The sequence below is a fragment of the Candidatus Baltobacteraceae bacterium genome (assembly GCA_035502855.1).
Classification (GTDB): domain Bacteria; phylum Vulcanimicrobiota; class Vulcanimicrobiia; order Vulcanimicrobiales; family Vulcanimicrobiaceae; genus Aquilonibacter.
In genome coordinates, this window is record DATJTX010000016.1 from 254531 (window position 1) to 278243 (window position 23713).

20 protein-coding genes are annotated in these 23713 nt (G+C 58.6%); 14 read left to right on the forward strand and 6 right to left on the reverse strand.

Annotated elements, in window-relative coordinates:
* Positions 1-593: 593 nt before the first annotated feature.
* A complete protein-coding gene (locus tag VMF11_04465) occupies positions 594-929 on the forward strand; it encodes a hypothetical protein (GenBank protein HTU69555.1) in 336 nt (111 codons plus the stop codon).
* A 1382-nt stretch (positions 930-2311) separates the two neighbouring features.
* Here VMF11_04465 and VMF11_04470 read toward each other — a convergent pair.
* Positions 2312-3322 carry a restriction endonuclease gene (locus VMF11_04470; protein ID HTU69556.1) on the reverse strand — a complete coding sequence of 337 codons (1011 nt, stop codon included), beginning with the start codon at positions 3320-3322 and terminating at the stop codon, positions 2312-2314.
* Between the two features lie 124 nt (positions 3323-3446).
* On the opposite strand from VMF11_04470, the gene VMF11_04475 reads away from it, so the two are divergent.
* The 3 genes from VMF11_04475 to VMF11_04485 all read left to right on the forward strand — a co-directional run bounded on the left by VMF11_04475 (position 3447) and on the right by VMF11_04485 (position 11351).
* Positions 3447-3917, forward strand: coding sequence for a hypothetical protein (locus tag VMF11_04475; protein HTU69557.1), 471 nt, complete (start codon positions 3447-3449; stop codon positions 3915-3917).
* Positions 3918-4067: 150 nt separating this feature from the next.
* Entirely contained in the window at positions 4068-8126 is a 4059-nt protein-coding gene (locus VMF11_04480) for a hypothetical protein (protein HTU69558.1), read from the forward strand.
* Positions 8127-8129: 3 nt separating this feature from the next.
* Complete coding sequence (locus VMF11_04485; GenBank protein HTU69559.1) at positions 8130-11351, forward strand: helicase-related protein; 3222 nt, start codon at positions 8130-8132, stop codon at positions 11349-11351.
* A 38-nt stretch (positions 11352-11389) separates the two neighbouring features.
* Here the strand turns inward: VMF11_04485 and tcmP are convergent, their stop codons facing one another.
* A complete protein-coding gene (gene tcmP / locus VMF11_04490; GenBank protein ID HTU69560.1) occupies positions 11390-12256 on the reverse strand; it encodes a three-Cys-motif partner protein TcmP in 867 nt (288 codons plus the stop codon).
* Positions 12257-12404: 148 nt separating this feature from the next.
* On the opposite strand from tcmP, the gene VMF11_04495 reads away from it, so the two are divergent.
* From VMF11_04495 to VMF11_04505, 3 genes are all read left to right on the forward strand, one after another.
* Positions 12405-13139: a phage Gp37/Gp68 family protein gene (locus VMF11_04495; GenBank protein ID HTU69561.1), complete on the forward strand. Its 735-nt coding sequence runs from the start codon at positions 12405-12407 to the stop codon at positions 13137-13139.
* 509 nt (positions 13140-13648) lie between these two features.
* A complete protein-coding gene (locus VMF11_04500; protein HTU69562.1) occupies positions 13649-14467 on the forward strand; it encodes a hypothetical protein in 819 nt (272 codons plus the stop codon).
* Positions 14468-14527: 60 nt separating this feature from the next.
* Entirely contained in the window at positions 14528-15124 is a 597-nt protein-coding gene (locus VMF11_04505) for a hypothetical protein (protein ID HTU69563.1), read from the forward strand.
* Positions 15125-15277: 153 nt separating this feature from the next.
* Here the strand turns inward: VMF11_04505 and VMF11_04510 are convergent, their stop codons facing one another.
* On the reverse strand, positions 15278-16165 hold the full coding sequence (locus tag VMF11_04510; GenBank protein ID HTU69564.1) for a magnesium chelatase domain-containing protein: 888 nt from the start codon (positions 16163-16165) through the stop codon (positions 15278-15280).
* Between the two features lie 73 nt (positions 16166-16238).
* Here VMF11_04510 and VMF11_04515 point away from each other — a divergent pair, with 73 nt between their 5' ends.
* Positions 16239-16508, forward strand: coding sequence for a hypothetical protein (locus tag VMF11_04515; GenBank protein HTU69565.1), 270 nt, complete (start codon positions 16239-16241; stop codon positions 16506-16508).
* Positions 16509-16523: 15 nt separating this feature from the next.
* Here VMF11_04515 and VMF11_04520 read toward each other — a convergent pair whose 3' ends face one another.
* Positions 16524-17132 carry a malonic semialdehyde reductase gene (locus VMF11_04520; GenBank protein ID HTU69566.1) on the reverse strand — a complete coding sequence of 203 codons (609 nt, stop codon included), beginning with the start codon at positions 17130-17132 and terminating at the stop codon, positions 16524-16526.
* Between the two features lie 81 nt (positions 17133-17213).
* Here VMF11_04520 and VMF11_04525 point away from each other — a divergent pair, with 81 nt between their 5' ends.
* Positions 17214-17708, forward strand: coding sequence for a MarR family winged helix-turn-helix transcriptional regulator (locus tag VMF11_04525; GenBank protein HTU69567.1), 495 nt, complete (start codon positions 17214-17216; stop codon positions 17706-17708).
* 6 nt (positions 17709-17714) lie between these two features.
* Here VMF11_04525 and VMF11_04530 read toward each other — a convergent pair whose 3' ends face one another.
* Complete coding sequence (locus VMF11_04530) at positions 17715-18029, reverse strand: DUF427 domain-containing protein (GenBank protein ID HTU69568.1); 315 nt, start codon at positions 18027-18029, stop codon at positions 17715-17717.
* 34 nt (positions 18030-18063) lie between these two features.
* Between VMF11_04530 and VMF11_04535 the strand changes: the two genes are divergently transcribed.
* The 5 genes from VMF11_04535 to VMF11_04555 are packed head-to-tail and all read left to right on the forward strand — an operon-like array spanning position 18064 to position 22797.
* Entirely contained in the window at positions 18064-18702 is a 639-nt protein-coding gene (locus VMF11_04535; GenBank protein HTU69569.1) for a hypothetical protein, read from the forward strand.
* 54 nt (positions 18703-18756) lie between these two features.
* Complete coding sequence (locus VMF11_04540; protein ID HTU69570.1) at positions 18757-19392, forward strand: hypothetical protein; 636 nt, start codon at positions 18757-18759, stop codon at positions 19390-19392.
* 8 nt (positions 19393-19400) lie between these two features.
* On the forward strand, positions 19401-20327 hold the full coding sequence (locus tag VMF11_04545) for a substrate-binding domain-containing protein (protein ID HTU69571.1): 927 nt from the start codon (positions 19401-19403) through the stop codon (positions 20325-20327).
* Positions 20324-21829 (forward strand): sugar ABC transporter ATP-binding protein, encoded by a 1506-nt coding sequence (locus VMF11_04550; GenBank protein ID HTU69572.1) that lies wholly within the window; start codon positions 20324-20326, stop codon positions 21827-21829. Before VMF11_04545 ends, VMF11_04550 begins: the two co-directional genes overlap by 4 nt.
* Positions 21826-22797 (forward strand): ABC transporter permease, encoded by a 972-nt coding sequence (locus tag VMF11_04555; GenBank protein ID HTU69573.1) that lies wholly within the window; start codon positions 21826-21828, stop codon positions 22795-22797. The genes VMF11_04550 and VMF11_04555 overlap by 4 nt, the downstream gene beginning before the upstream one ends.
* Positions 22798-22836: 39 nt before the next feature.
* Here the strand turns inward: VMF11_04555 and VMF11_04560 are convergent, their stop codons facing one another.
* Entirely contained in the window at positions 22837-23535 is a 699-nt protein-coding gene (locus VMF11_04560) for a hypothetical protein (GenBank protein HTU69574.1), read from the reverse strand.
* Positions 23536-23713: the final 178 nt, after the last annotated feature.

Consider the following 23713-nt stretch of genomic DNA (forward strand, 5'->3'; position numbering starts at 1 on the left):
TTGAGCGTCATAACCCGACTGGAATCACGCCTTGGATTCTTCCCCTCGGGATATACCACAGGACCCGTGTCCGTTGCGGGATTCAATTCTGCCCGGATTGTCTCGTGGAAAAAGTGCCATACTACAAAAAGCCCTGGCGCCTCGCTTGGGCGATCGTATGCCCCGTCCATATGAGGCCACTTCTGGATAGATGCCCCTGCGGTGCTCCAGTGAATTTCCACCGAGGCGATCTTGGTGACCGCGAGGCGAGCATCGCTGACGCGAGTCTGACGAAGTGTTATCGTTGTCACACGGATTTAAGGACCTGTGTTGGGGCGTCATTTGATTTGGCGTTAACGAGCGCCGCGCTGGAAACACAGCAGCGTTGCCTAACTGCAGTGGATCTCGGGTGCGTTACGGTTGGAACCACCTCGATCCGGTCGACTCTATTTTTCGCCGGGCTTAGACAGCTGCTACAAATTCTAGCGACCGGGCGACTCTGCACTCTCCTCCGAAACACGGTTTCCACGTGGCGCAGCATCGATGCCTTCACGCCAGTGTTCAGTGGGAGAATTAATGCCATCGAAAGACTCCCTGTTGAGAACAGGGTGGTCTTGATGGCATCAGTTGGTGAATTGCTAGCCGACTGGCCGCGTGCCTTCGTCAGATGCTGCCAGACGGCCGGCCTCGCAGCCAGCGACATCCTCAAGGGCCTCGACTACGTTCCTTATTGGCTTGCTAGCGTCGTTGATGAATGCTTTGGTTCAGGTGCCTACAGCCCGACGATTGCGGAAATCGGCGCAGCTATTCAATACATGCGTAAACGTGAGCTCGTCGTGACGAAGACTAGCGTGTCTAAAATTCTCGGGAAGACCGACGTATTTCGCAAGCGCAGATTGCACCACATGTTGGATCTCAATCCTTCGCTTTTAGAGGACGATGCAACGTAAACGATCGTGTGTGCTGCGTTGCTGACAGCACGGCGTATATCCCACTCGCGCGAAGTATAAGGAGGAAGCGTGCATCGGTTGCTCCCTTGCCACCCGGGTCCCAAACCTGACGAACTTCTGACGTCCTGGATCGCGCGAGTCTCATATGCAAATGGAATGACACCCACGCTGTTCATTGCGTCCATTTCGGAAGCGTCGGGGTGGATGACGGATTACGATTGCAGTCCGTCCCAGCAGCTCAATGCTGCTCTATCTGCTCGAACCGGCGTTCATCGGGAAGAAATCGAAAGCTTGACGTTGGCATCTTACGAGGGAGTGTTATTCGAATCTAGAGCATTTCTAGGAACCTTGCCGTCCTATATCTTGCCTCTCCGGCTGTTTAGAAAGGCCGACGGATGTCGCCTACAATACTGCCCGGAATGCATCGTGCCCGAACCGTTCTACCGAAGAAGTTGGCGTCTTGCGCTGAACGTGCTATGCACGAAGCACAAGCGCTATCTCGTGGATGAGTGCACGGGATGTGGCGCCCCGATAACGTACCTTCGAGCAGGGACGAGCGAAGTTCGCGTAGGGTCGACCCTCCCTTTATGGTGCGCGTCGTGCGGGTGCGCCTATGCTGCGGGCAGCGACCATTCAAGCGTTGATGCGCCCCTAGCTGAGGCACAGATGATGGTGGAGAGAGCGCTGGCGCGTGGCTACGCCGATCTCGGCCGTTGTCAGGTTCACTCGCTACTGTTTTTTATGGGTGTCCGACACTTGCTTCGGGTTCTTGCTTCGGGAAATCACGGCGCAAGTTTACGAGAAGTTATTCGCAACGCGAATGGCTTGCCGAACGACGAGATGGGCTGGCGTGTGGGCGAGCGCTTTGAATTCTTAAAGAACACCCATAGGGCGGGATTACTGCGCCTTCTTGTCCCACTGCTTAGGGATTGGCCGCGCGAGTTTGTGCGATACTGTCGCGCGGCGCGCATGCCTGCAGAGGGGCTACTACACCGATATCTTACACTGCAGGACGTTCCATACTGGTGCGCCCGGGAGTTTGGCATTTACTCTGCAAGGCCACGGTACGATCCATCAGTGGAAGAGATCAAGGCAATGATGCGCTACGTCCAAAGTGGTAAAGATTCTAGCGCGGTGCAAATCGTGCGAAGGTTCCTATTGCGCAAGAGAGCTACTGCAAAGTACAGGGATCTGCGCAACCTCGTTATGGAGAAGAGTTCTCTAGTGCGCCTTACGCAAGTCCTCGCTCACCGTTGGGCGGCGCTTGAGGCGTCGCGCGCCGCATAGATTTGCCCCTATCCTGCCACAAGGAACAAGTGAGACAATCGCGGGCATGAGGGTTATCGCGCCGTCGCGTTAGCGAATAGTGATTGCCCTCCGCCTTATTCTTCCACCGCCAGCGTCCAAACGCGTCTCAGCGGCAAATCCGCTTTCAGATCTTCCGGAAGACGATCATAGTTCTCCGTAATTGCCTTCATCAAGTCCACGTCATTCCAAAGCCGAATCTTGAAATGGTCGTGATTCGCTTCGAGCGGAATGGACGACCGGAAGCCAGCGAATGACACCAACAGACCGATGTCCGCCTTGAAGTTATCCACCGTGCCTTTGAGTTCGCGCAGTATCTTCACGTCTACCGGCGTGTCGCCCGACTTCACCTGAACACACAAGCGCGGAGAGTCGGTTCCTAACGGTCCGCGACCGGCGAGCACGTCGACGCCGCCGTCGCTTCCCGGCGGAGACAGCTTCGTCGCGTAGCCTTGAGCGATGAGCACACCTTCGACGAGGCGAGCAAGACGGTGGCCCGCGAATTTCGTTTTGATGTGGGTGCGAATCGCATCCAAGCCGATTTCCTCGACGTCCGTGCGCTCGAACGACTGCGGCGCTTCGTCGGCTGATCGCGGCGAAGGGGAAGGCGCGGGCGAGCCCTCCATCATTTGGCGGAATCGGCGCTCGGCGTCGTTGCGCTCGATCTTAGCAACGGTCATCGTCGAACCGAGTGAAAAGAGCAAATCTTGATCAATCGATGCGCGCGCCACTTCGCGAACCCATTTCACGGTGTGCGAATGGTGCGCATCTTCCGGAAATTTCGGCTCGTACTTGTATGGTCCGGTGACTGTTCCGAACTGCACGAATGGGCGGTTCTTGAGCGGCATAGCGATGACGTCGCCTTCTGCAATCTCCTTGGCGAAACGCCACAGTTGACCGGTCCAATTGGAGATCGTGCCAGCGGATTCTGCAGAATAGCGCAGTTCCAACTCCGTCCGGACCTCACCGCGGCTGCTCATCGGGGCCAGATCTGGCATCGCCGACCAACCGATAGTCGAGACATTTTTCTCTAGAGCGAAATCCTCGCGTTCGCCATAGCGGCCGGCGCGGACGAGCCAAACAGACATGCGACCTCCTCGGTTCAGCCGTCAGGTTTTTCTCTTGAACGATCCACTCTTCTTGTTGAACCTGTCGTTGACTCACGGAGTGCCTTCGGTGACGAAATCATACGCGCTGGGGTAACGAACCTGGATGGTGAAGGGCGGCCAGGTGCAGTTTTTAGTGGTGAACGGCAGCCTTGACGAAATCCCGATTCGGGATTATATTTGGTTGATAAGAAATCCTGTTTTGGGATTAAATTGGAGGGTTCGCCTGTATCGCTCTGCCCGCCACACGGCGCTTTTCATCGCTTTGCTGCTGAAGCGCAGCCAAAAAACGCGGATTCGGTTCGGCGAGTCCACGATGCGCAAGCTCGCCGAGCGAAAGAAGCTCCGTAGCGCCTTCGTCTTCGAAGTGCAACTTGCTGCCATGGACGTCGGCGTCATTCTGGTCGAACTGAATCGCGGCGGGTTCGGAGCAATGTGGGCTGCGGCTCTCGACGGTGCCGCCTCCGTTACCGCTAAGTCTCTCATCCCTGTTGCCGAGCGCAAGAAGCTTTCGGAAGAGAAACTTCTTTCTGAACTCGATCTGCCGACTCCAGCCGAAGACGACGAGGAGGACTAGTGCACCTCAACTCCGCGCTCTATCGTTCCGTCTGACGATGGGTCTTTTGGCTCGAATGACACCTGGACTGATCCGCGAAAAACCGATTCAGGAACGGCCACTTTTGACGAGGCGGCCAGATAGCTTATCTTTTTGGAGATACCCAAGGCCGTGAACGGACGAGGACCGGTAGCCCCGCCCAAAATCGTCGTTGTCCCCATCTCCGATGCTCTCGGCCCTCCCGATCCGAGAATCGAAGAAAAGGTCGGGCCCAAAGAGATCCTTCGGGGACTCTGGCAAGGCCAGCCTGGTAACCTACGCTTCGAGGTTTGCGAACTCGTCAGCGAAGCAGAACCGACCGTACAGGCCGTTCGCGCAGCATGGAGCAAACGCCGCGGTCGGCGCAGCGTTCCGCTCATCGTCTTTTGGCAGGGTCCGAATTACGTCCTGATGACCGAGCCCACGGGCGAACCTGCGACCGTAGCAATCGTTCAGATGGACCCGGCCGCCGCTCGCGCAGTCATCAGCCGAGCCCTCACCTCACCAAGCCGCGATGCAGTGCTCTCCGTCGTTGCATTGCTCGAGCGGGCTCAAGGTAGCGGCGGTGTTGCCGGCTTTCGCAATCGGAACCTTCTCTCAACGCACTACGTCCTCGACGGCTTTCGTCGCGACCACCAGCAGCAATGGATTGAACTCGACAATGCCAGCGCCAAGATCCGGGGCGAACGCGGCGGGAAACTACTACGCGCGTTAGGCTATCTCCCGACAGACCAGCCATCAGCATTCGAGGTACTTCAGGACGGCAAGACTCGCGTTCATGCGCTCGTACTACCCGAGAATACGCCGCTCGACCGTTCTGCTGCCGGGCCCGGTGATGCTCCGTCGACGCACGCGCTTATCGATGCTCGGAACAGAGGCGCGGATCGCGCCGTCGTCGTTTCCGGCGGGCTGCTCCGCCTTTACTTCACTAAAACAAGGCAGGGCCTCACCGACCTTGCGACGGCCGGCACCTACATAGAGTTAGACCTCGACATCCTCGGCAGCGAGTGGAGTGCATTGCTGCCCCTTTTGTTCTCGGCGGACTCAAATAGGATCGACGGGCTCATCGATCAGATTGCTGAGGCTTCAGAACGCTACGCCGTCGGCTTGCGCGATCGCTTTCAAGAGCGTATCTACGAAGAGGTCGTCGGTGACCTCGTTCTCGCGCTGTTCGAAGCGCGTGGCCGCAAGCCAGCGGATGCGGAGATTCTCTTCAACGCGACGCTGCGTCTTTTGTATCGCCTACTCTTTGTGCTCTATGCCGAAGACCGAAATTTACTTCCGTTGGGTAACCCTGAGTATCGGCGCGTATCGCTGACGGAAACGCTACTTCGCATGGAAGCGATGCAGGGCGAAGGCAAACCGTTCGATCCGAAGGCAACGACGATTTGGGACGACCTCTTCCGCGTCTTTGATGCGATACGCCAAGGCAACATCGAATGGAACGTGCCGGCATACAATGGCGGACTCTTCGAACCAGATCTTCCCAACCATAAAGATGCTGCGTTTCTCCATTCGGTAAAAATCCCAAACGCGGCGCTCGCGCCGCTACTCGTGAAGCTTGCCTTCGATTCAGAAGACGGTAGCAGCGGGAAAATTGATTTCGGTGATCTTGGTATCCGGCATCTCGGAACACTTTACGAAGGTCTGCTCTCGTTCAGCGTTCACATCGCCGAACAAGACCTCGTCCTCGATAGCGACGATATGTACGTGCCGGCTAAGAAAAAGGACGAGCCCGATGTCCTCGAAGGCGAGCCATACCTCACGTCGCCAAAGGGCGGACGTAAGACATCTGGGTCGTATTACACCCCCTCGTTTGTCGTGCGCCGTCTTATCAACAACTCGCTCGTCCCGACGCTCGAAGAACACCTGATTCAAGTCGCGAAACTGCCTGTGGAACAACAGTGGGATGCGATGCTGGATTTCCGTGCTGTAGATCCGGCCATGGGTTCCGGCCACTTCCTTGTCGATGCGCTTGACACCATCGCGGACCGACTCACTCGCTTCCTCAAAGACAACCCGCGAATCTCCGCGAAGCCGATTGAAAAGGCACGGGCACAAGTGACAGCTATCGGCAAGCAATATGGCATCGATGGCCTCGGCGAGGGCATCGGCGATTTTGTCCTTTTGCGGAGAAACGTCATGCGCTCGTGTATCTACGGCGTCGACCTCAACCCAATGGCCGTGGAACTGGCGCAACTTGGCCTCTGGCTTCACGCCTTCGTCCCCGGTCTTCCGCTTTCGTATCTTGGACATAACCTTCGGCACGGCAACGCTCTCGTTGGCATCGTCGGTCAGGAAATTGAGGGGAAACTTCAGGGAAAACTTTTTGACAGCGCTGTCAAGACAGCGTTAGACGATGCCCTTGAACATTCGAAACGCTTAGCAACGATCAGCGATCTTTCTATCGAAGAGGTTAAGAAATCAGAAGCGGCTCAGGAAAAAATGGAAGATGCGACGGCTGGGCTAGAGGCGACCTTCGACGCGTATTCCTGCCGTGTTTTCGCCGTTGATCCAGACGCAGAGACGAAGGCAATTCGTGAGCAGGGTAAAGCTATGCTCGAAGAGGCGTATGGCCTAGAGCAAGTCCTAACTGGGGCGCTGAAAGGGCCCGCGAAGAAACAGATCATTGCCGCTCAGAAGGTTGCGAGGGGACTCGGTGCATTTCATTGGCAACTTGCGTTTCCAGAAGTATTTCTCCGCAAGAATCCTGGATTTGATGTCATTCTTGGTAACCCACCGTGGGAGGAAGTTACTACGGAACAGCTCGGGTTCTTCGCTCCGTATCTGCCGGGAATAAAGGACATTAATTCGCAATCCGAGCGCGCGAAGCTAATCAAGGCTTTCACAAAGCGTCGGCCTGACGTCGCTGAAGCGTACGACCTTGAGGTTCAACGTAACGAAGATCTTCGCAAAGTGCTCGCATCGAACTACCAGCTAACCCAAAGCGGAGACACGGATGTCTACAGGTCTTTCGCAGAACGCGCGCTCAAGGTTGTTCGGAATGATGGCGCGATAGGCATGGTCTACCCCCACTCTTTGGTCACCACGGACGGTACTGCGCCTTACCGAGTCGCCGCGTTTGCAGCGCATGAGGTCATCGTCGATTTTGCGGTCAACGCTGGCAGATGGCTCTTTGCCGACGTGCATCCGCAGTACAACGTGATCGCCCTTGCAAGACGGAAAGGGGACGAGCTCGTCAGTACTAGTGGACCCGTGGCCAACCTGACCGAGTGGGACAAGATGGACCGCAACCGCGTCACCTGGACAATAGATGAGCTGCGATCCATTTCGAAAGGGCTAGAACTGCCGCTTCTCCCGAACGCGGCATTTGCCGCGCTCTTTAAGAAGATGATTTCGAACGGCCAGTCGTTTCGCGCACCGATCGACGGAGCCACGTTTAGGCCCTGGACAGAATTCCATGCCACCAACGACCGAAAAAGCGGTCTACTGAAGGAAGATGGGCGAGGTTGGCCGGTGTACAAGGGCGACAACTTCGACTTGTGGACTCCTGAGCAAGGCTCGCCTCCGTTCACGATCGACTCCAAGATCGGACTTGCTAACCTTCAAGAGAAGCGTCTGAACTCCGATGTATGGAAAAGCTTCCCACAGGCGGTACTAGACGATCCAAGCACACTTCCGCCGAACAACTGCCACATTCTTTTCAGGGACATCACCAATCGTCTCAACAACCGTACAATTATTGCGTGCTTGGTTCCACCGAAACGTTTCGCCACGAACAAGGCGCCCGTGCTGCTTTGCCACGGCGGAGGCTATCCCGAAATCGCGCTGCGTCTAGGTATCATGTGTTCTCTGGCATTCGATTGGACGGCGCGCCGCCGAGTGGAGCGAAGCCTCAACTTTTTCATCCTCAACGCGCTTCCCGTGCCGCGGCTCGGCCTTTCAGACGCAAGAGCGAAACGGGTGATGACCATTGCCGCGACACTCTCTGCGTGTGATGATCGTTTCGCCGACTTCGCAAGGGCGTGCGGAATTAAAGTGACCGACCCAGGTGCGTCTACGAGAGACGCGTTGCTCTCGGAGATGGACGCACTCGTCGCATCTCTCTACGACTTGACGGGCGACGATCTTAACACGATCTTCGCGGATTTTTCGGTCGAAGCGGTTTCCAATGAAAGACGCGAGGCCATCCGCCGTAACTTCGTAGAGATTTCCAAGGAGTATAAATAGTACGTGGGCGGATCACGCGAGACATTTGCGGACAATCAGGCTATTAGCGTCGCTCAGGCGATTGAAGGCGCGGCCGCGCATCAACGGTACGAGCAACGCTTGGACATCGCCACGGGGTATTTTAATCTCGGCGGATTCCTTAGTATCGCCGATGTGCTTGAACGGGTCCCCGCCGTGCGAATCCTGATTGGAGCGGAACCGGAGGCCGAAACCGTCCCAGACAAACTCGAAGTCGATCGGGACAACCCGAAGCGCGCGGTTGCGCGCGTAGAAGAAGCCATTGAGGCTGCTCGTGACGAGGAGCCTTTCGGAGAGGCAACCACCAGCGAAATTGAGCGACTCAAGGCGTTTCTCCAGAAAACGACGACGGAAGTACGTATTTTCCGCAAGCGCTTCCTCCACGGCAAGGCATACATCTTCGGAACGGAAGAAGGCGTCATCGCTGGCAGTGCAAACTTCACGCGCGCTGGCCTCAACTACAATCTTGAACTCGACCTTGGGCAATACGACCCCGATAGAGTCAAGAAGGTCTCTGATTGGTTTGAAGCTCTTTGGAATGATTCCGAGCGGTACGATCTGGCGTACGTCTTCAACAAGCGACTGGAGGAATACGATCCGCACACAATTTACCTGCGAATGCTCTACGCGCAGTACAGTCCAGAACTCGAAGAAGACGAGGTTCGCCTAAGGTTTGGCTCTCTAGAGCTAGCGGAATTCCAGCAGATCGGCAGTCAGCGCGCAGTCCGCATCCTCGACGAATGGGGCGGCGTAATACTCGCGGACGGCGTTGGTCTCGGCAAGACGCTGATTGCCGGCGATGTCATCAGAACCTTCGCTATCGAGCGTGGCCTGCGCATCCTCGTGGTGTGCCCAGCGGCATTGCGCAAAATGTGGAATGGCTTTCTCGTCAAGCAGAACCTTCCGGGCGAGGTCATTAGTTATGCCGAACTCGCGCTAGACGCGCACCTTACCGGCGGCCCAACGTCCAAATTCGCTCTCCCGCCTCAACAATATCGGCTCATCATCGCAGACGAAGCCCACGCTCTGCGAAACCCGGATACCGGCGCATATGCGGCGATGCTATCCTTCCTTGCGAAGTCTCCCGAAGCAAAGCTTCTGATGCTCACCGCTACACCAGTGAATAATAGCTTGTGGGATCTCTATCACGAGGTCATGCTTTTCGCTAAGACGGACAACGCCTTTTCGGGCGTCGGCATCCCAAATCTGCGCGACCACGTAAAACAGGTTACGAATGCTGACCCGGACGATATCGATCCTGGCCATATGTTTGCCGTCCTCGATGCTATCTCGGTGCGTCGAACACGTCAGTTCATCAAGACCCACTTCCCCAACGCAAAAATTGGCGACAAGATTATCGTTTTTCCGCGTGTTGTCGCCCATGCTGAGAAATATGATATCGACGCCGTCGTGCCGGGACTCTTCGAAGAAGTAACCGATGCGATCGAGCATCGCCTCACCATGGCCCGGTATCGTTCAAGCTCTTACGCGTTGGAGCCGGATTCCGAAGTGGCGCGTCAGGAGTTCCTCTCCGGTCTCCTCAGATCGCAGATGCTCAAACGCTTCGAATCCTCGGTCTACGCTTTCATGAAGACACTTGAAAAGATGATTGCTGCGCACGAACAGTGTCTCAGCCTTATCGAGACCTCTGGCATTGTTCCCCTCAGCGCGTTGACCGTCGAGGAGATGCAGGATGCAGATGAACTCGAGAGCCTTCTGGATGACGGTGAAGTCGGCGAAATCGGAAATTTCGATGGGGAAACGTTAACGAAGGATCTCCGATCTGACGTCAAAACGCTCCGCGATCTGTTGGCAAAAGTCTCCGTAATAAGTCCAAGTGACGACCCGAAGCTCGCGAACCTCGTCGAAATCCTACGCGGCGCGGCGAAGCAGGCGAATGGCGATAAGCGCAAGACGCTCGTCTTTACGTCATACGTCGATACCGTCCGCTACATCAAGGATCGCTTGGAGGCGATCGCGCCGGATGAGCCGGAAATTGCGGCGCTTGTCGAGCGTGCCGCCTACGTCCTTGGGAACCAGGAGACGGACGTCGACGAGCGTGGTGCTATCGCCCTCGGCTTCGCACCCAAAAGCATGAGCGTCGACGGCAGTGAAGCCGAGGATCTCTACGATCTCCTCGTCACCACAGATGTCCTCGCCGAGGGCCAAAACCTTCAGCAGTGCGGACGGGTCGTCAATTTCGATCTGCCGTGGAACCCCATGCGCGTCGCTCAGCGCAACGGGCGCGTCGACCGCATCGGTTCCCCCCATGACATCGTTGACATGCACTGCTTCATGCCCGACGCCCAGCTTGATGCGTTCCTGCGTCTTGAGGAACGTTTGGCGCGCAAGATCGCCCATGCGAATGCTGGCGTCGGTGTCGAGGGAACGGTTATCCCCGGTATGTACGGTCGCGAAAAGATATTCACCGATCCCGATCAGGTAGCCGCCGAGAAGTCGAAACAGCTTCGAGATATCGCTGCCGGCGACGAAGAAGCTCTCGCCGACCTCGATAGAGACGATGCGTACTCTGGAGAACAGTTCCGCCAGGAACTTCGTGCTGCATTGCTCAGCGAGGCCGGAGGGAGTCTAGAGAATCTCCCTTGGGGCATAGGTTCCGGTCACAACGAAGGGTGCACGCCTTCCATCGTCTTCCTGATAAGAGCCGGTCGCAAGAACCTCTTCCGCACCGTTCCTCTGGCCGACTTGAATATCGTCGACACTGACCTACTCGAGGCGTTGAAGACGGCGCGCTGCTCGTTCAAAGCGGAGCGCACGTATCCAGCCGAAATTCGTTCGAAGGTATACGAGGCCTGGAATAGAGTGCGAGAGAGCGTCCATCAAATGTTTCAGGATCAGCGAGACCCGGCAAAACGCCAGGTGTCGCTTCCGAAGGCTCAGCGCGACGCCATCGATCTACTGCAACGATCGCCACACAAATTTGCTCCCGATGCCGCGGAAATCTTGGCAAGTATTTGGCCGAAGGACGTAGAGAGAGCCCTTCGCGTAATTCTCAAAGACGAGACCTTCGATGATCAACGTAAAGTAGACGAGATTATCGCCTTTATTGGAACGCGTGGCTTAAAGCCGCAGCCGTATGAGGAGACGCCGGACATTCGGGATAAAGACATTAAGCTCATCTGCTACCAGATCGTTCTTCGCAAAGACTACGCCGCGGCGGGTGCGACGCAAGCGAGCAACGATTAGCGCAACGACGCATGCTCCCAATGGTGACTATCAAATGTCTATGCGGCTTTCAGTTGCTTGATGAAGTGATTTGCCACGCTCCTTACCGCCCTAACCCCGGTGTCGTTGCTTGAAGCGAAGACAAGATAGTAGACGACATTTCCTTTGCCATTCTTCATGGGAATCGGTTTCGAAGCGCCGAGGAAACCTCCGACGTCGACCAGCCGCTTGCAGTACGCAGCGACGATCTCTTCATTTGTACGCTTCGTCTTCCAGCCGAACAGCGTCGTATCGTTACGATAAGCGGCATCTTCCCAAGAATCGTCACCCCAGTAGAATCTCAACCTCGCGCGCTGCTCTTCACTATAGTCGCCGGCCTTGCGCAGTACGTTGATGTTCATGGAGTAGATCGGGAAATGAATAAGTACGTCTATCGTTCCAGTTGTGGCAGCGGCCCGAACGGTGTCCCACGAGAGCGTGGCCTCGTTGTATGGGTCCAGCAGACAAAACGCTCGCTCGAAGCGCTTGAACTGTACCTCCGGGAAGACTTGCTTGGGTAAGACCTGGTTGGCATCGCCGTTATAGAGCATTACGTTCGCACGGGCGCCGCAGGCCTTCTTCAATGCCGCAAAGCGCTTATTAGCCAGCTCCACGAAGAAGTATTTCGCGAACGGCGGCTGCACCTGATTTAGCACGCGAAGGGCGCTGCCTTCGAGAATTTCTCCCGTCGCCTTCTCTTTAACGTAGCCGGCGTTCGCGAAGCCGTCAATGTAGTAGTAGGTCAGATTGAAGTTAGGTTTTTTCTTGCGATGATTCTCCAAAATCGATGAATAGGTCGTCGCGTAGTACTGTACGATATCGTGTTTCAAAATCGTCCATGCGCCAACTTCATCGAGTAGCGACTCATTGATTTCGCTCTCGTCCACCCGAAAAAAACCCACTTTCCAAGCCGACCTGCGAATACGCGGATCGGCCCTATGTACCGCGAACTCTAGCACACGGGCTGCCGCCTGAGAAGGTAAGCCATCCGCCCCAACAAACATCTGTTCGGGTTACGTCTGAGAGGGTGGACTCATGGCAACGACCAGCACTATCGAATGGACCCAGGCGACCTGGAATCCCGTGTCCGGCTGCGAGCGCGTATCTCCCGGGTGCGATAACTGCTACGCTTTGAAATTCGCCGAGCGGTTCCGCGACGTTCCAGGCCATTATTACGCAAACGGCTTCGACCTGACCCTGCGCCCGAACATGCTGGATCGGCCGCGTAGTTGGAAAAAATCACGGTTCATCTTCGTTAACTCGATGAGCGACTTGTTTCATCGGTTCGTTCCAGACGAGTACATCGATCAGGTCTTCGACCGGATGGAACTCGTTGATCACCACGTTTATCAGGTGCTCACAAAACGTCCAGAACGCCTTCGCCGATATGCGAGAAAGCGATACGGGAAACGTGCGATTCCCATGCACATCTGGCTCGGCGTCAGCATCGAGAACAACGATTACGCCTGGCGAGCCGATATGCTTCGCGAAGTCAACGCTCAGGTACGTTTCCTCTCCGTCGAACCGATGCTCGGTCCTATTGATCGCGTCGCTTTAGACGAAATGTCATGGGTCATAGTCGGTGGCGAATCCGGCCCGCGCTACCGACCAATGGAGGAAACCTGGGTACGAGAAGTTCGGGATCGGTGTAAGAAGCAGAAAATAGCGTTCTTCTTCAAGCAGTGGCACAAGGCCGGGACCGGCCGGCTTCTTGACGGCAAGACCTGGGACGAGATGCCCGAGAATCGCATCCGAGCAGTGTCGGTATAGTTGAGCGATCGCGATCGGACGTTAATTGCCGCCGCGCCGAATGAAGGTGGGAAGACGGGTCGAGGGTTTTGGCCCTCGACCCGTTGGCGACTAATCTCTAAACCCGTTGATCGCGATTACCACGCCGATGATAGCCAGAACGAGATTTATCCAGCGCCTGATGTTTCGATTATTCATGATTCTCTCTCTTGCTGTAGAGCTGCCCCTATAGGGGCCTTAGGAGAATTTGGTGGAAGCGGCAAGTGCACCATTACAGAAAAATCCGGGCTAGTGAGTAGGCAGAGATGGCGTCATATGTGCCTCCGCTGCGAGAATCCATCGAGGATCATTTACGCGTCGCTCGCAAACGCTGGTGGATTCCGTCTGTGCCTTGGCCTCCGAATGCGATAAGCGTCGCCTTCGTCGGGGACTTAATCAAGAAAGGGATCATAGGCGGTCCCAAAGCGGCAGGACCAAAGAAATGCGGCCGGGGAGTCGCCAGACGCTTTCGTCCCGCTGATTATCGCGACTTGTTGCACGTCATCACTCTCAAGCTCATGGGAGTGAAGCACAAGAGCGGCTGGATTCTTGATCTCTGGCTTCGCGGACGAAACATACCGATAGAAGATGCTCGACAAGCACTGATCAACGAGTTACAGCCCGTCATAGATACCGCTAAGCGGGACATTGCGCCGACTGGACGTTGGACGGAGCCGTTCGGGAAAAAATACGATCGTCGAGTTCGATCAACAGAAGAAGCGGACGACGGATCTGTCGACGCAATGGAAGTGTTTGCGGCACTGATGATTCGGCCCAAAGCCCTTTCCGAGATTACGCCCGACGTTCCGAACTTGTCCGAAACCCTGGCAGCCATCGCAAAAACAAGCAGCGAAACGCTCCAACCGTTTCTTGAGGAATTGGTCGACTCAACGAAACAGGGGCGTGCTGTTGATCTCGACCTTGCTCAACAATTCAGCGCCGAGCTTGAAAGGTCAGAGATTGGACCGCTGTTCGCAGCGCTAATGCCGGTCGTACAATCGGAAGGCGAGAGCATCATGCGTTCGCTCTCAGGCGCTCTCGATGACGGATCTGGAAATTCGACGCTTGTTGCTGCGCTGCGAGGTGCTTCTGAAGAGTCCTTGCTGCGCGCACGAGAGGTCTACCAAATCACACGGTCGGGCCACATCGAGGACTGCCTGCGCCAAGCTCGAGCGCAGTGTCCGCTGCACCTCGTTCCCCTTCTAACTCTGCTTGAGCCGATTATGAAGAGCCAGCGCTTGACGATGCGCTGGAGCCCGAAGTTTTCAGCTCACATATTTGCGCTGTATCTGCGGAGTCTTCAGGATTAGCAACCGCCAATAGATCTTTAGCCGAAACGCTCGCCTCAAAATTGTGGAGAGGATTTTATCATGAAGATTGCCGTCCTCGGTTGGGGTTCATTGATCTGGTGTCCAGGCGCCTTGGCGATGAAAGAACGCTGGCGTCCTAGCGGGCCGACGCTTGAAATCGAGTTTGCGCGAATATCCTCGGACGGCCGCCTTACGCTCGTCCTTCATCCGAGCCCTACTCAGGTCAGGACTTACTGGGTATTGAGTGCCTGCGACAGTGTGGCAGAGGCGCGAGAGAACCTTCGTCGACGCGAGGGCACACGTCTCGATCGCATTGCCCACGCGAGTCTCGGCGATGGGTCGGCGGTTCCGTCTCTGCATGGCAGCGCGATTTGCGAATGGCTGCAGGAGACCGCCCAGCTTGATGCCGTTATTTGGACAGCGCTCGAGACGAACTGGAATGAGATAAGACGAGCCCCATTCTCTTGCGACGACGCGGTGCGGTACCTAGAAGAGCTCCGGGGGTCCGATGAAGCCGCCTATCGCCGCGCCGCGGAGTACATCCGTAACGCGCCTGCCCAGACACAAACGCCACTGCGTGAAAGGCTTAAGTCGAATAAGGCGTTTCGGCCGGCCGAGCTCTCGCAAGGGCTCTTTGAGGATACTCCCGCGCCCTAGGCGCTTTTCCCGTTCCAGGCGGGTTTCTTGCGATCTCTGACGGACGGCGCTCAAAATCCTTACCCGACTTCCTTGTAACCGGGGAATGGTTGCAGCCCGCGCAGTTTCTCGGCGCTAAGTGGATTTCTCAACATAAGCTGCGTTTTCTCAACATTAATTGGTTCCTACACCGCCGCCGACCAGCGCAGCCTGGCTGATGGTGTGGTGAGGAAAACGAAACGGGCGCGCATTCACGACGCCCGCACGATTGGTGAGCAGACCGGCGACGCTGTAAATTTTTGTGACGTCGAGTGCTTCACCGAGCGTCATCGGCGGCAGAATCGACGGCAACCGGCGCGCGAGCATCGTCTTACCGCATCCCGGCGGTCCGACGAAGAGCAGATTGTGTCCGCCGGCAGCGGCGATCTCGAGCGCTCTCTTCGCCGCGAGTTGACCGCGGACGTCGGTGAGGTCACCGTGAACGAGTTCATCGGCGGGTTCGAGCGTGGGTGCTTGCGTATGCCGTCGCCACTGCGCGCCGTTGCCGAGGATGATTGCGACCGCACTTTGGAGCGTGTCGGCCGCGTACAGCTCGATCCCGTCGACGAGCGCGGCTTCGTCGGCGTTGCGCTGCGGCACGATCAACCGGCGAAAGCCGGCATTGCGCGCGCCGATGACCATCGGTAAAATGCCGCTGACCGGACGCAGTGTACCGTCGAGTGCGAGTTCGCCGAGCGCGATGAAATTTTGGAGCGCCAGCCGGTCGATCTGTTCGTCGATGGCGAGCAGTGCGAGCGCGATTGCCAGATCGAACGCCGGTCCTTCTTTGCGCACGTCGGCGGGCGAGAGATTGACCAGCAGCCGTCCTGCCGGATAGGCAAAACCCGAATTGAAGATCGCCGCGCGCACGCGGTCGCGCGCTTCGCCCAGCGCACGATCGGGCAGGCCGATGATCGTGAACGCCGGCGAACCCGGCGAACTATCGGCCTCGATCCGGACGACATAACCTTCGATGCCGAGCATGCCGGCGCAGAACGCGAGCGAGAGCATATGCCCGTTCATCTGCGTCGCCGCGCCGAAACGACTAGTGCCGGCGCTCCCAGGAGTCGCGGAGCCGCACGAGTAAGGGCCGAACATGAAGTACTTTCGCACGAAGTTCATTTTCGTTGCGCTTTTGGCCGTTGTTGCGGCCGGCGCAGCGACCGTCGGCGCCTTCGCGGATGCGCACCTTCGCGTCGCCGGCGGTATCTACGGCGTCGAAGCCGGTTCCAATTTGTCGGCGACCTTGGTCTGCCTGGACAAAGAGAAGAATATCGCCAGCGGCGTGACGATCAAGACGCGAATGACGCCGATGAGTGACGGCGGTCACACCGGCACCGGCGTGAGCGTGAGCTGTCCGCCGTAATACCGCACTCATCCGTTAGACGAACGAGGCGATCTCGGTAAAATCGAGGCGCGGATTGCGCGGGAAGAGTTTGCTGTCGTCGCCGTAACCCAGCGTCACGAGCAGCATCGATTTCCGCGTGCCGTCGGGGAAAAATTCGCGGTCGACGCCGTCATGATCGAACCCGCCCATCGGTCCGGCGTCCAGTCCGTACGCGCGCGCGGCGATAATAAAGTAGCCGGCTTGCAGGGTCGCGTTTTGCAGCGACATCTCGTCGGCGCTGTTCCGCGCTGCATCGAAGTACGCTTGCGGCGCATGTGGGAAGAGCCGCGGAAGATGTTCGTGGAACTCTAAGTCGCGCGCGAGAATCGCGGTCACCGGCGCGGAGAGCATCTTCTCGACGTTGCCCGCAGAGAGCAATGGTCGCAGCCGCTCCTTCCCCTCCTGCGAGGTCACGAAGACGATGCGCAGCGGCAGCGCGTTCATCGCGGTCGGACCGAATTCGGCCGAGTTCACGATAGCTTCGAGGAGTTCGGCGGGGACGGGTTCGGCCCCGAAGCGGTTGGCCGAGCGAGCGTCATGGAAGAGAACGTCGAGCGCCCGGGCATCCAGGGCGCGGGTCTGCTTATTAATAGTAGCCGTCATACGACGATGGTAGGCTATCGGAACGTCCTTGTCAAGATAGTCCTAAACAAGATCATCTTGTCTGTGATAGAATTGTCCGGTATGCAGACGATTCACGAAGCCGGCGCTTGTTCGAAGGTCCCGGCCGTCCTGCGCGAAGGGATCGGCTGGCCGGTTGCCCGGCTCGCCCACGCCTTCACGAACGCGCACAACGAGGCGCTCGCTCCCCTCGGCTTGAGCCTGCGCACGTTCGCGGTGCTGGCCATGGTCGAAGCCGGGGCAGCGAAATCTCAGCTCGAGATCGCGCAAAGCGTTGGGCTCGATAAAACGACGCTGGTTGCCGCGATCGACGACCTCGAACGCCGGGATTTCGTCCGGCGCACGCCCGACCCGGACGACCGCCGCGCGCGCATCGTCGGGATCACCGCCAACGGTCAAACCATGCTCAGCGAAGCGGCGGAGGTGGTGCGCGCGAACGAGCGGCGCATTCTCGGCGGTATCGCGCATGATAAAGCCGCGAACGTCAAGGCAACGCTGATCGCGCTCCTCTCGGGTCCGCTGAACGCGTACCTCGATCGCGCCGGATCGTGTCTCTGACGCCCGTCAGGGCGTGACGTCGTCGCGCGTGTTGCGCATCTCGCCGGCGTAAAAGCCGTACTTGCCTTTGATGTGTTCCCAACCCGGTTTCGGATCGCCGTAGACCCACGCGACGTCGAACACGCGCGTCGCACCGTCGACGTAGTCGGCGTAATAGCACTTGCCTTTGTACGGGCAGGTGTAGTCGTGCGAGGAGAGCTGCAGATTCTTGTTGACCGCGGCGGCGTCGACGTACCAGTTCCCCTCGACTTTGGCGACTTGGGCGTCGGCCGCATCGGCCAGCAACGCACCCGTCCGGCGCTCGTAAATTCGTACGCGCATGAAAGACCGCAGTTCGGCGCGAACTCGTGCGCCCATGCTCAAGCCGATCGTTGAAACCGACCGTCTCGTTTCGCCGTCGCCCGAGCCGCATTCGATCGCCGTCCACGGTCCGGACGCGTGGGTCGCATCGCGCGCGACGCGGCGAATCGACGTGATGAGCCGGTACGTGTGGCGGAAGTACGACGAGATCGAACCGCCGGGCATGCCGTGGGGCATGAACTACGGCGGAGGGTCGCTGGTGATGACCTGCGGCGAAGAGGACGATAACCGCCGCGTGCGCCGCTACATCTTGGGCGAGGGTTTTGACGAACTCGTCATCGAGGCGCCGGACGATGCCGGATCGCACCTGGCCCTCTATGGCGGGCGCGTGCTCCTCGGCCAGTGGTACAACAAGCGCCTGCTGCTGCTCAACGACAACGGCACGGTCGCGCAGCGCTGGACGACGCCGCACGAGATCTGCGGCGTCGCCGTGATCGACGACGTTGCGATCCTTCTGGGGACCGACGACGAGGAAACCGAGGACTACTTCATCACCCGCCTCGATCTGCGAACGGCGGCGGCCGAAGACTTGGCTCGCGTTCCCTTCCGCGCCCGCGGCCTGGCCTGGGATGGAAGCCGGTTCTGGACCAACCACCGCGAGGCCGACCGCACGGTCACGTTTACGCTTGTCTAGCTAAGCAAATCGAGAGCCTTCTCCACAGATTGCACAAGGCTAAGGTCGCCGATTGTGGACAACGAGGGCCCGCGTTCGTTTCCGCAAAACCCGCGTTTGATGCCCGAGACGCCGGATCGCCCGCATCGCACGGGGTTGCTCGCGCTGGATTTTGTGATCGCCGCCTGCGCGATCGTCATTTCTTTCGCATCGCTCTGGGTCGCCTTGCGCTCGGAAAGCACGCAGCACCAGCTTCTCCAAGCCAGCGTCTGGCCATACGTTCAGTACGATACGAGTGATGCGACCGAGAATGGCGGCAGACGCCTTTCATTCGAGTTGCGTAACGAGGGCGTGGGCCCGGCGATCGTGCGTTCGTTTGCACTCGCATACAACGGACACTATTACGGCACCCTCTCCGAGCTGATGGCAGCCTGCTGCGGCATGCCCAAAGGCCGCTATGGCGTGCTCGCCTCGACGGTGCAACAGCGCGTGATCATGGCACACGAGCTCGTCCCGTTTATTGAAACCCAGCCGCATTGGGTGAATGCACACACGTATGCCCTGATCGGTAAAGCGCGCGCTCGAGTTACGGTCCGGTTGTGTTACTGTTCGGTGCTCGGCGATTGCTGGTTTGTCGATACCGCGCGCGAGGACCAGCCCAGCGCGGTGAACAAATGCCCGCCTGCGCAACAGCCGCAATACACGACCTGAAGGAGAGCATGTTGAAATCGATTCGTCTGCTTGCGACCGTACTCTCGGTTGCGGCCCTCGCCGCTTGCAGCAACAATTCAGCGCAATCGAGCGCGTCGAGTGCCCCCGGGGGCAAAACGATCGGCGTGTCGATTCAAAACCGCGAAGCGCAGTTCTATCAAGAGATGGAAAGCGGCATGCGCAGCGAGGCGAAAAAATACGGCTACACCCTGCACGTGGTGGATGCCAATCGCGACAATGCGACGCAGCAGAGTCAGGTCGAGGATTTCATCTCGAGCAAGGTCGATGCGATCGTGCTCACGCCCTACGATTCGACCGCAATCGGCAGCGCGATTGCCGAGGCAAACAAAGCCGGCATTCCGGTCTTTACCGCCGATATCGCCAGCACGAGTAAGATCGGGACCGTGGTGGCGCACGTGGCCAGCGACAACGTGCAGGGCGGCATGCAGGCCGCGAAGTTGATCTGTCAAGCGGTGGGAAAGAGCGGTGCGGTCGCGATCTTGGATGAGCCGGAAGTCACCAGCGTGCAAGATCGCGTAAAAGGCTTCCGTGCCGGACTCGCGCAGTATTGCCCGGGCGTGAGCATCGTCGCCGACGTCGACGCCGGCGGTGAACGCGCCAAAGCCGACAGCTCGATGGGCGACATCCTGCAATCGAATCCGAACGTGAAGGGTGTCTTCGGCATCAACGACGACTCCGCGCTGGGCGCGGTGAGCGCGATCAAGGCCGCCGGCCTGACCGGAAAGATCGCCGTCGTCGGCTACGACGCAACGCCGGAAGCGCGTGCCGCGATCAAGGCCGGGTCGATGTACGGCGACGCGGTGCAGTATCCGCAGAAGATCGGCCAACTCACGATCGATACGATTCACGATTACTTCGCCGGCAAGACCCCGCCGAAGGTCGTACACGTGGCGGTCGGTACCTACACGCGTTGAACGCAACCGCTCCGCTGCTGGAAATGCACGGCATCGGGAAATCCTTTCCCGGCGTTCGCGCGCTCTGGGATGTTTCGCTTTCGCTCTATCCGGGCGAGGTGCTGGCTCTGGTCGGTGAAAACGGCGCCGGGAAGTCGACGCTGATGAAGATTCTCGCCGGTGCACTACGGGCCGACTCCGGCACGATCAGCATCGACGGAACCGACGTCTCGATCGCCTCGCCGCGTGATGCGGAATCGCGCGGTATCGGCATGATCTACCAGGAATTCAATTTGGTTCCCCAGCTCACGGCCTTGCAAAACATCGTACTCGGAAACGAACCCGTTCGTGGTGCGTTTCTCGACGAGCGCGGCGCGCGCGAGCGTGCGCGGGCCGTGCTCGAGGAGCTGGGCATCCAACTCCCGCTCGACCGCACCGCAGCGCACCTGTCGGTCGCGCAGCAGCAGCTCATCGAGATCGTCAAGGCGCTCTCCAAGCATGCGCGCATCATCGTCATGGACGAACCCACGGCCGCGCTGACCGAGCGCGAGATCGATGCGCTCTTTGCGCTGATCGCACAGCTGAAAGCGGGCGGCGCGGGCATCATCTACATTTCACACCGCATGGAGGAGCTGCCGCGCGTCGCGGACCGGATCACCGTCCTGCGCGACGGCGCGGTGGTCGAAACGCGGCCGGCCGCGCAGTTTCCCCCCGGGGACGTGATCCGAGCAATGGTGGGGCGGCCGCTCGATGCGCATTTCCCCGCCCTCGATCCCGTCGCCGCGGATACGAGCGTCGTCCTCGACGTGCGCGATCTGGTGCGCGCGCCGGCGGTGAATGGCGTGAGCTTTGCGGTCCGCGCGGGAGAGATCGTCGGGCTAGCCGGTTTGATCGGCGCGGGCCGCACCGAGATCGTGCGCGCGATCGCCGGTGCCGACGTTCCCGAGAGCGGCGTCATCGCGATCGACGGAACCCAGATCCGCATCCACGCGCCGCACGACGGGATCGCGGCGGGGATCGCGTTCATCACCGAAGATCGCAAAAGACAGGGGCTCGTTCTCGGCATGACCGTGCGCGAAAACATGACGCTCGCCCATTTGGCGCAGTTCGTGAACCGCGATCATCTGATCTCGCGCCGGCGCGAGGAGGAGAGCGCCCGCCGAATGATCGACGAGTTGCGCGTGCGCACGCCGAGTCCCGAGCAGCTCGTACGCAATCTTTCCGGCGGCACCCAGCAGAAGGTCGTGCTGGCGAAGTGGTTGCTCGGCAAAGCGCGCGTCTTTCTTTTCGACGAGCCGACCCGCGGCATCGACATCGGCGCCAAAGCCGAGATCTACGGCTTGATGAAAACGCTGCTCGAGGGCGGAGCCGCGATCGTCATGGTCTCGAGCGAACTACCCGAAGTGCTCGGTATGTCGCACCGGATTCTGGTCATACGCGGGGGGCGTATCGTCGCCGAGTTCTCCCGCGAGGCCGTTACGCCTGACGCGGTCATCGCCGCGGCGGCGGGAGCCGCCGCGTGAACGCGGTCCTCAAGAACGTCTGGCTGCGCAACGCGGTGCTGGTCGTGATCGTCGCGATCGCGATGGCGATCGTCAATGGGCTTGCCCACGGCGAGTTCTTGACGCGCCAGAATATCTTCACCGTGCTCGAGCAGATCTCGTACAACTGTATCCTCGGCGTCGGCCAAACGTTTGTCATCATCACGGCGGGCATCGATCTCTCGATCGGTTCGCTGGTTGCGGTGTCCGGCGTGGTGATGGCGCAGGTCGCCAACCACGTCGGCTTCACCGGGGTGGGCCTGGTCGTGGTCACGCTGCTCGCCGGTCTCGCCGTCGGGGCCTTGGCGGGCTGGGTAAACGCGCTTCCCGTCGTCAAGCTCAATCTGCCGCCGTTCATCACCACCTTCGCGATGCTCGAAGTCACGCTCGGGCTTTCGTACATCTTCTCGGGCGGACAGCCGGTCGCGGTCAACAACGCAATCTTCTCGAACATCGGAACCGGCGCCGTCTTCGGACTGCCGGTTCAGGTGATCTGGATGGTCGTCGTCGTCGCGATCGCCTCCGTGCTGCTGATGGGCACGCGTTTCGGACGTTACGTGTTCGCGATCGGCGGCAACGAAGAGGCCGCGCGCCTGGCCGGGGTCGCGACCGGACGCGTGAAGACGTTGGTATACGTGATCAGCGGGATGTGCGCGGCGATCGTCGGCTTCATGTACATGGCGCGCTTCTCTTCGGGTTCGCCCGACACCGGCACGCACGACGAATTGCTCGAAGCTATCGCGGCGGTGGTGGTCGGCGGCACGAGCCTGATGGGCGGTCAAGGTTCGATCCTGGGCACGTTCTTCGGCGCGCTCTTGATCGGGCTGCTGTACAACGTCATGAACCTGACCCACGTCGACTCGTACCTGCAAAAAGTCGTGTTGGGTGTCGTGATCCTGCTCGCCGTGGTGCTGGACGAATTGCGCAAGCGCTATTTAGCGAGAAACTAGAGCTTGGGCGTTTCAACCTCCGGAGCTTCGGGATCTGCGTTAATGCAAAGGAGTCCCAAGAACCTGCGGGCATGGTGGTTTCGTGCACTGTAGGGTTGGCGGCGTCCGAGTTGGCGTCGGTTGCGGCGTCCGCGGATCGACTAGGTAGAAACCAGCAAATGAGGAGGTCGCGCCTGGTGAATAGCTGACCGCGGTGCCGTTGCCGGCGTCATAATCCTGTGTGCCGCCATACCAAGAGTTGTTTGTGGCGATTGTCATTTGACACCCGACGAAGGTTTGCGGATTGTCTGTGCATGAGGTGAATTCTCCCATGGCAACCGGACCCCAGTGGATGCTCTCGTCTCCGTAACCCTGGCATCCACCAAAGCACGAAAGGTCAACGGGGTCGTCCCCTCCCTTTTGAGCGATGCTGCTCACTCCCTTTGTCACACACAGCGCGCAGACCGTCGGTAGTCCGCTCGAGTCCGTCCCGGAGTCGTAGAAGTCCGACGGCCTATCGAAAAAGAGATCAACGGCATCTTCCGCAACGTCGTTAGGTGGCGGCGTCGAGCCGGTTGGATCGAGCGAGGAGATCCCAACGCCCATGAACATCAACTGGCTCGGAGTCGGTTCGGCTCCGTATTCGATCATGAACATACTGCCGCATGAGTAGTGTTCACCCTCGACACTCCATTGCGGGTTGGAAGTGTAGTTCGTGGCGAGGAACGGTTGAATGCTGGAGTCGCTGTTGTATTGCAACCCCGCGTCGATCCCGCTCGAGCTTGAGCCAAAAGCTGATCGTGTCCCAGGCCGTGGTGTATGAGAGGACTATCCTGGCCGCATAAATGAGAGCGGCCACCGTGGCTTTCGGCGAAGGTTGTTTTTGCAGAAAACAATCGACACGAAAGGAAACCACGATGACCAAGCCTAGTATGGC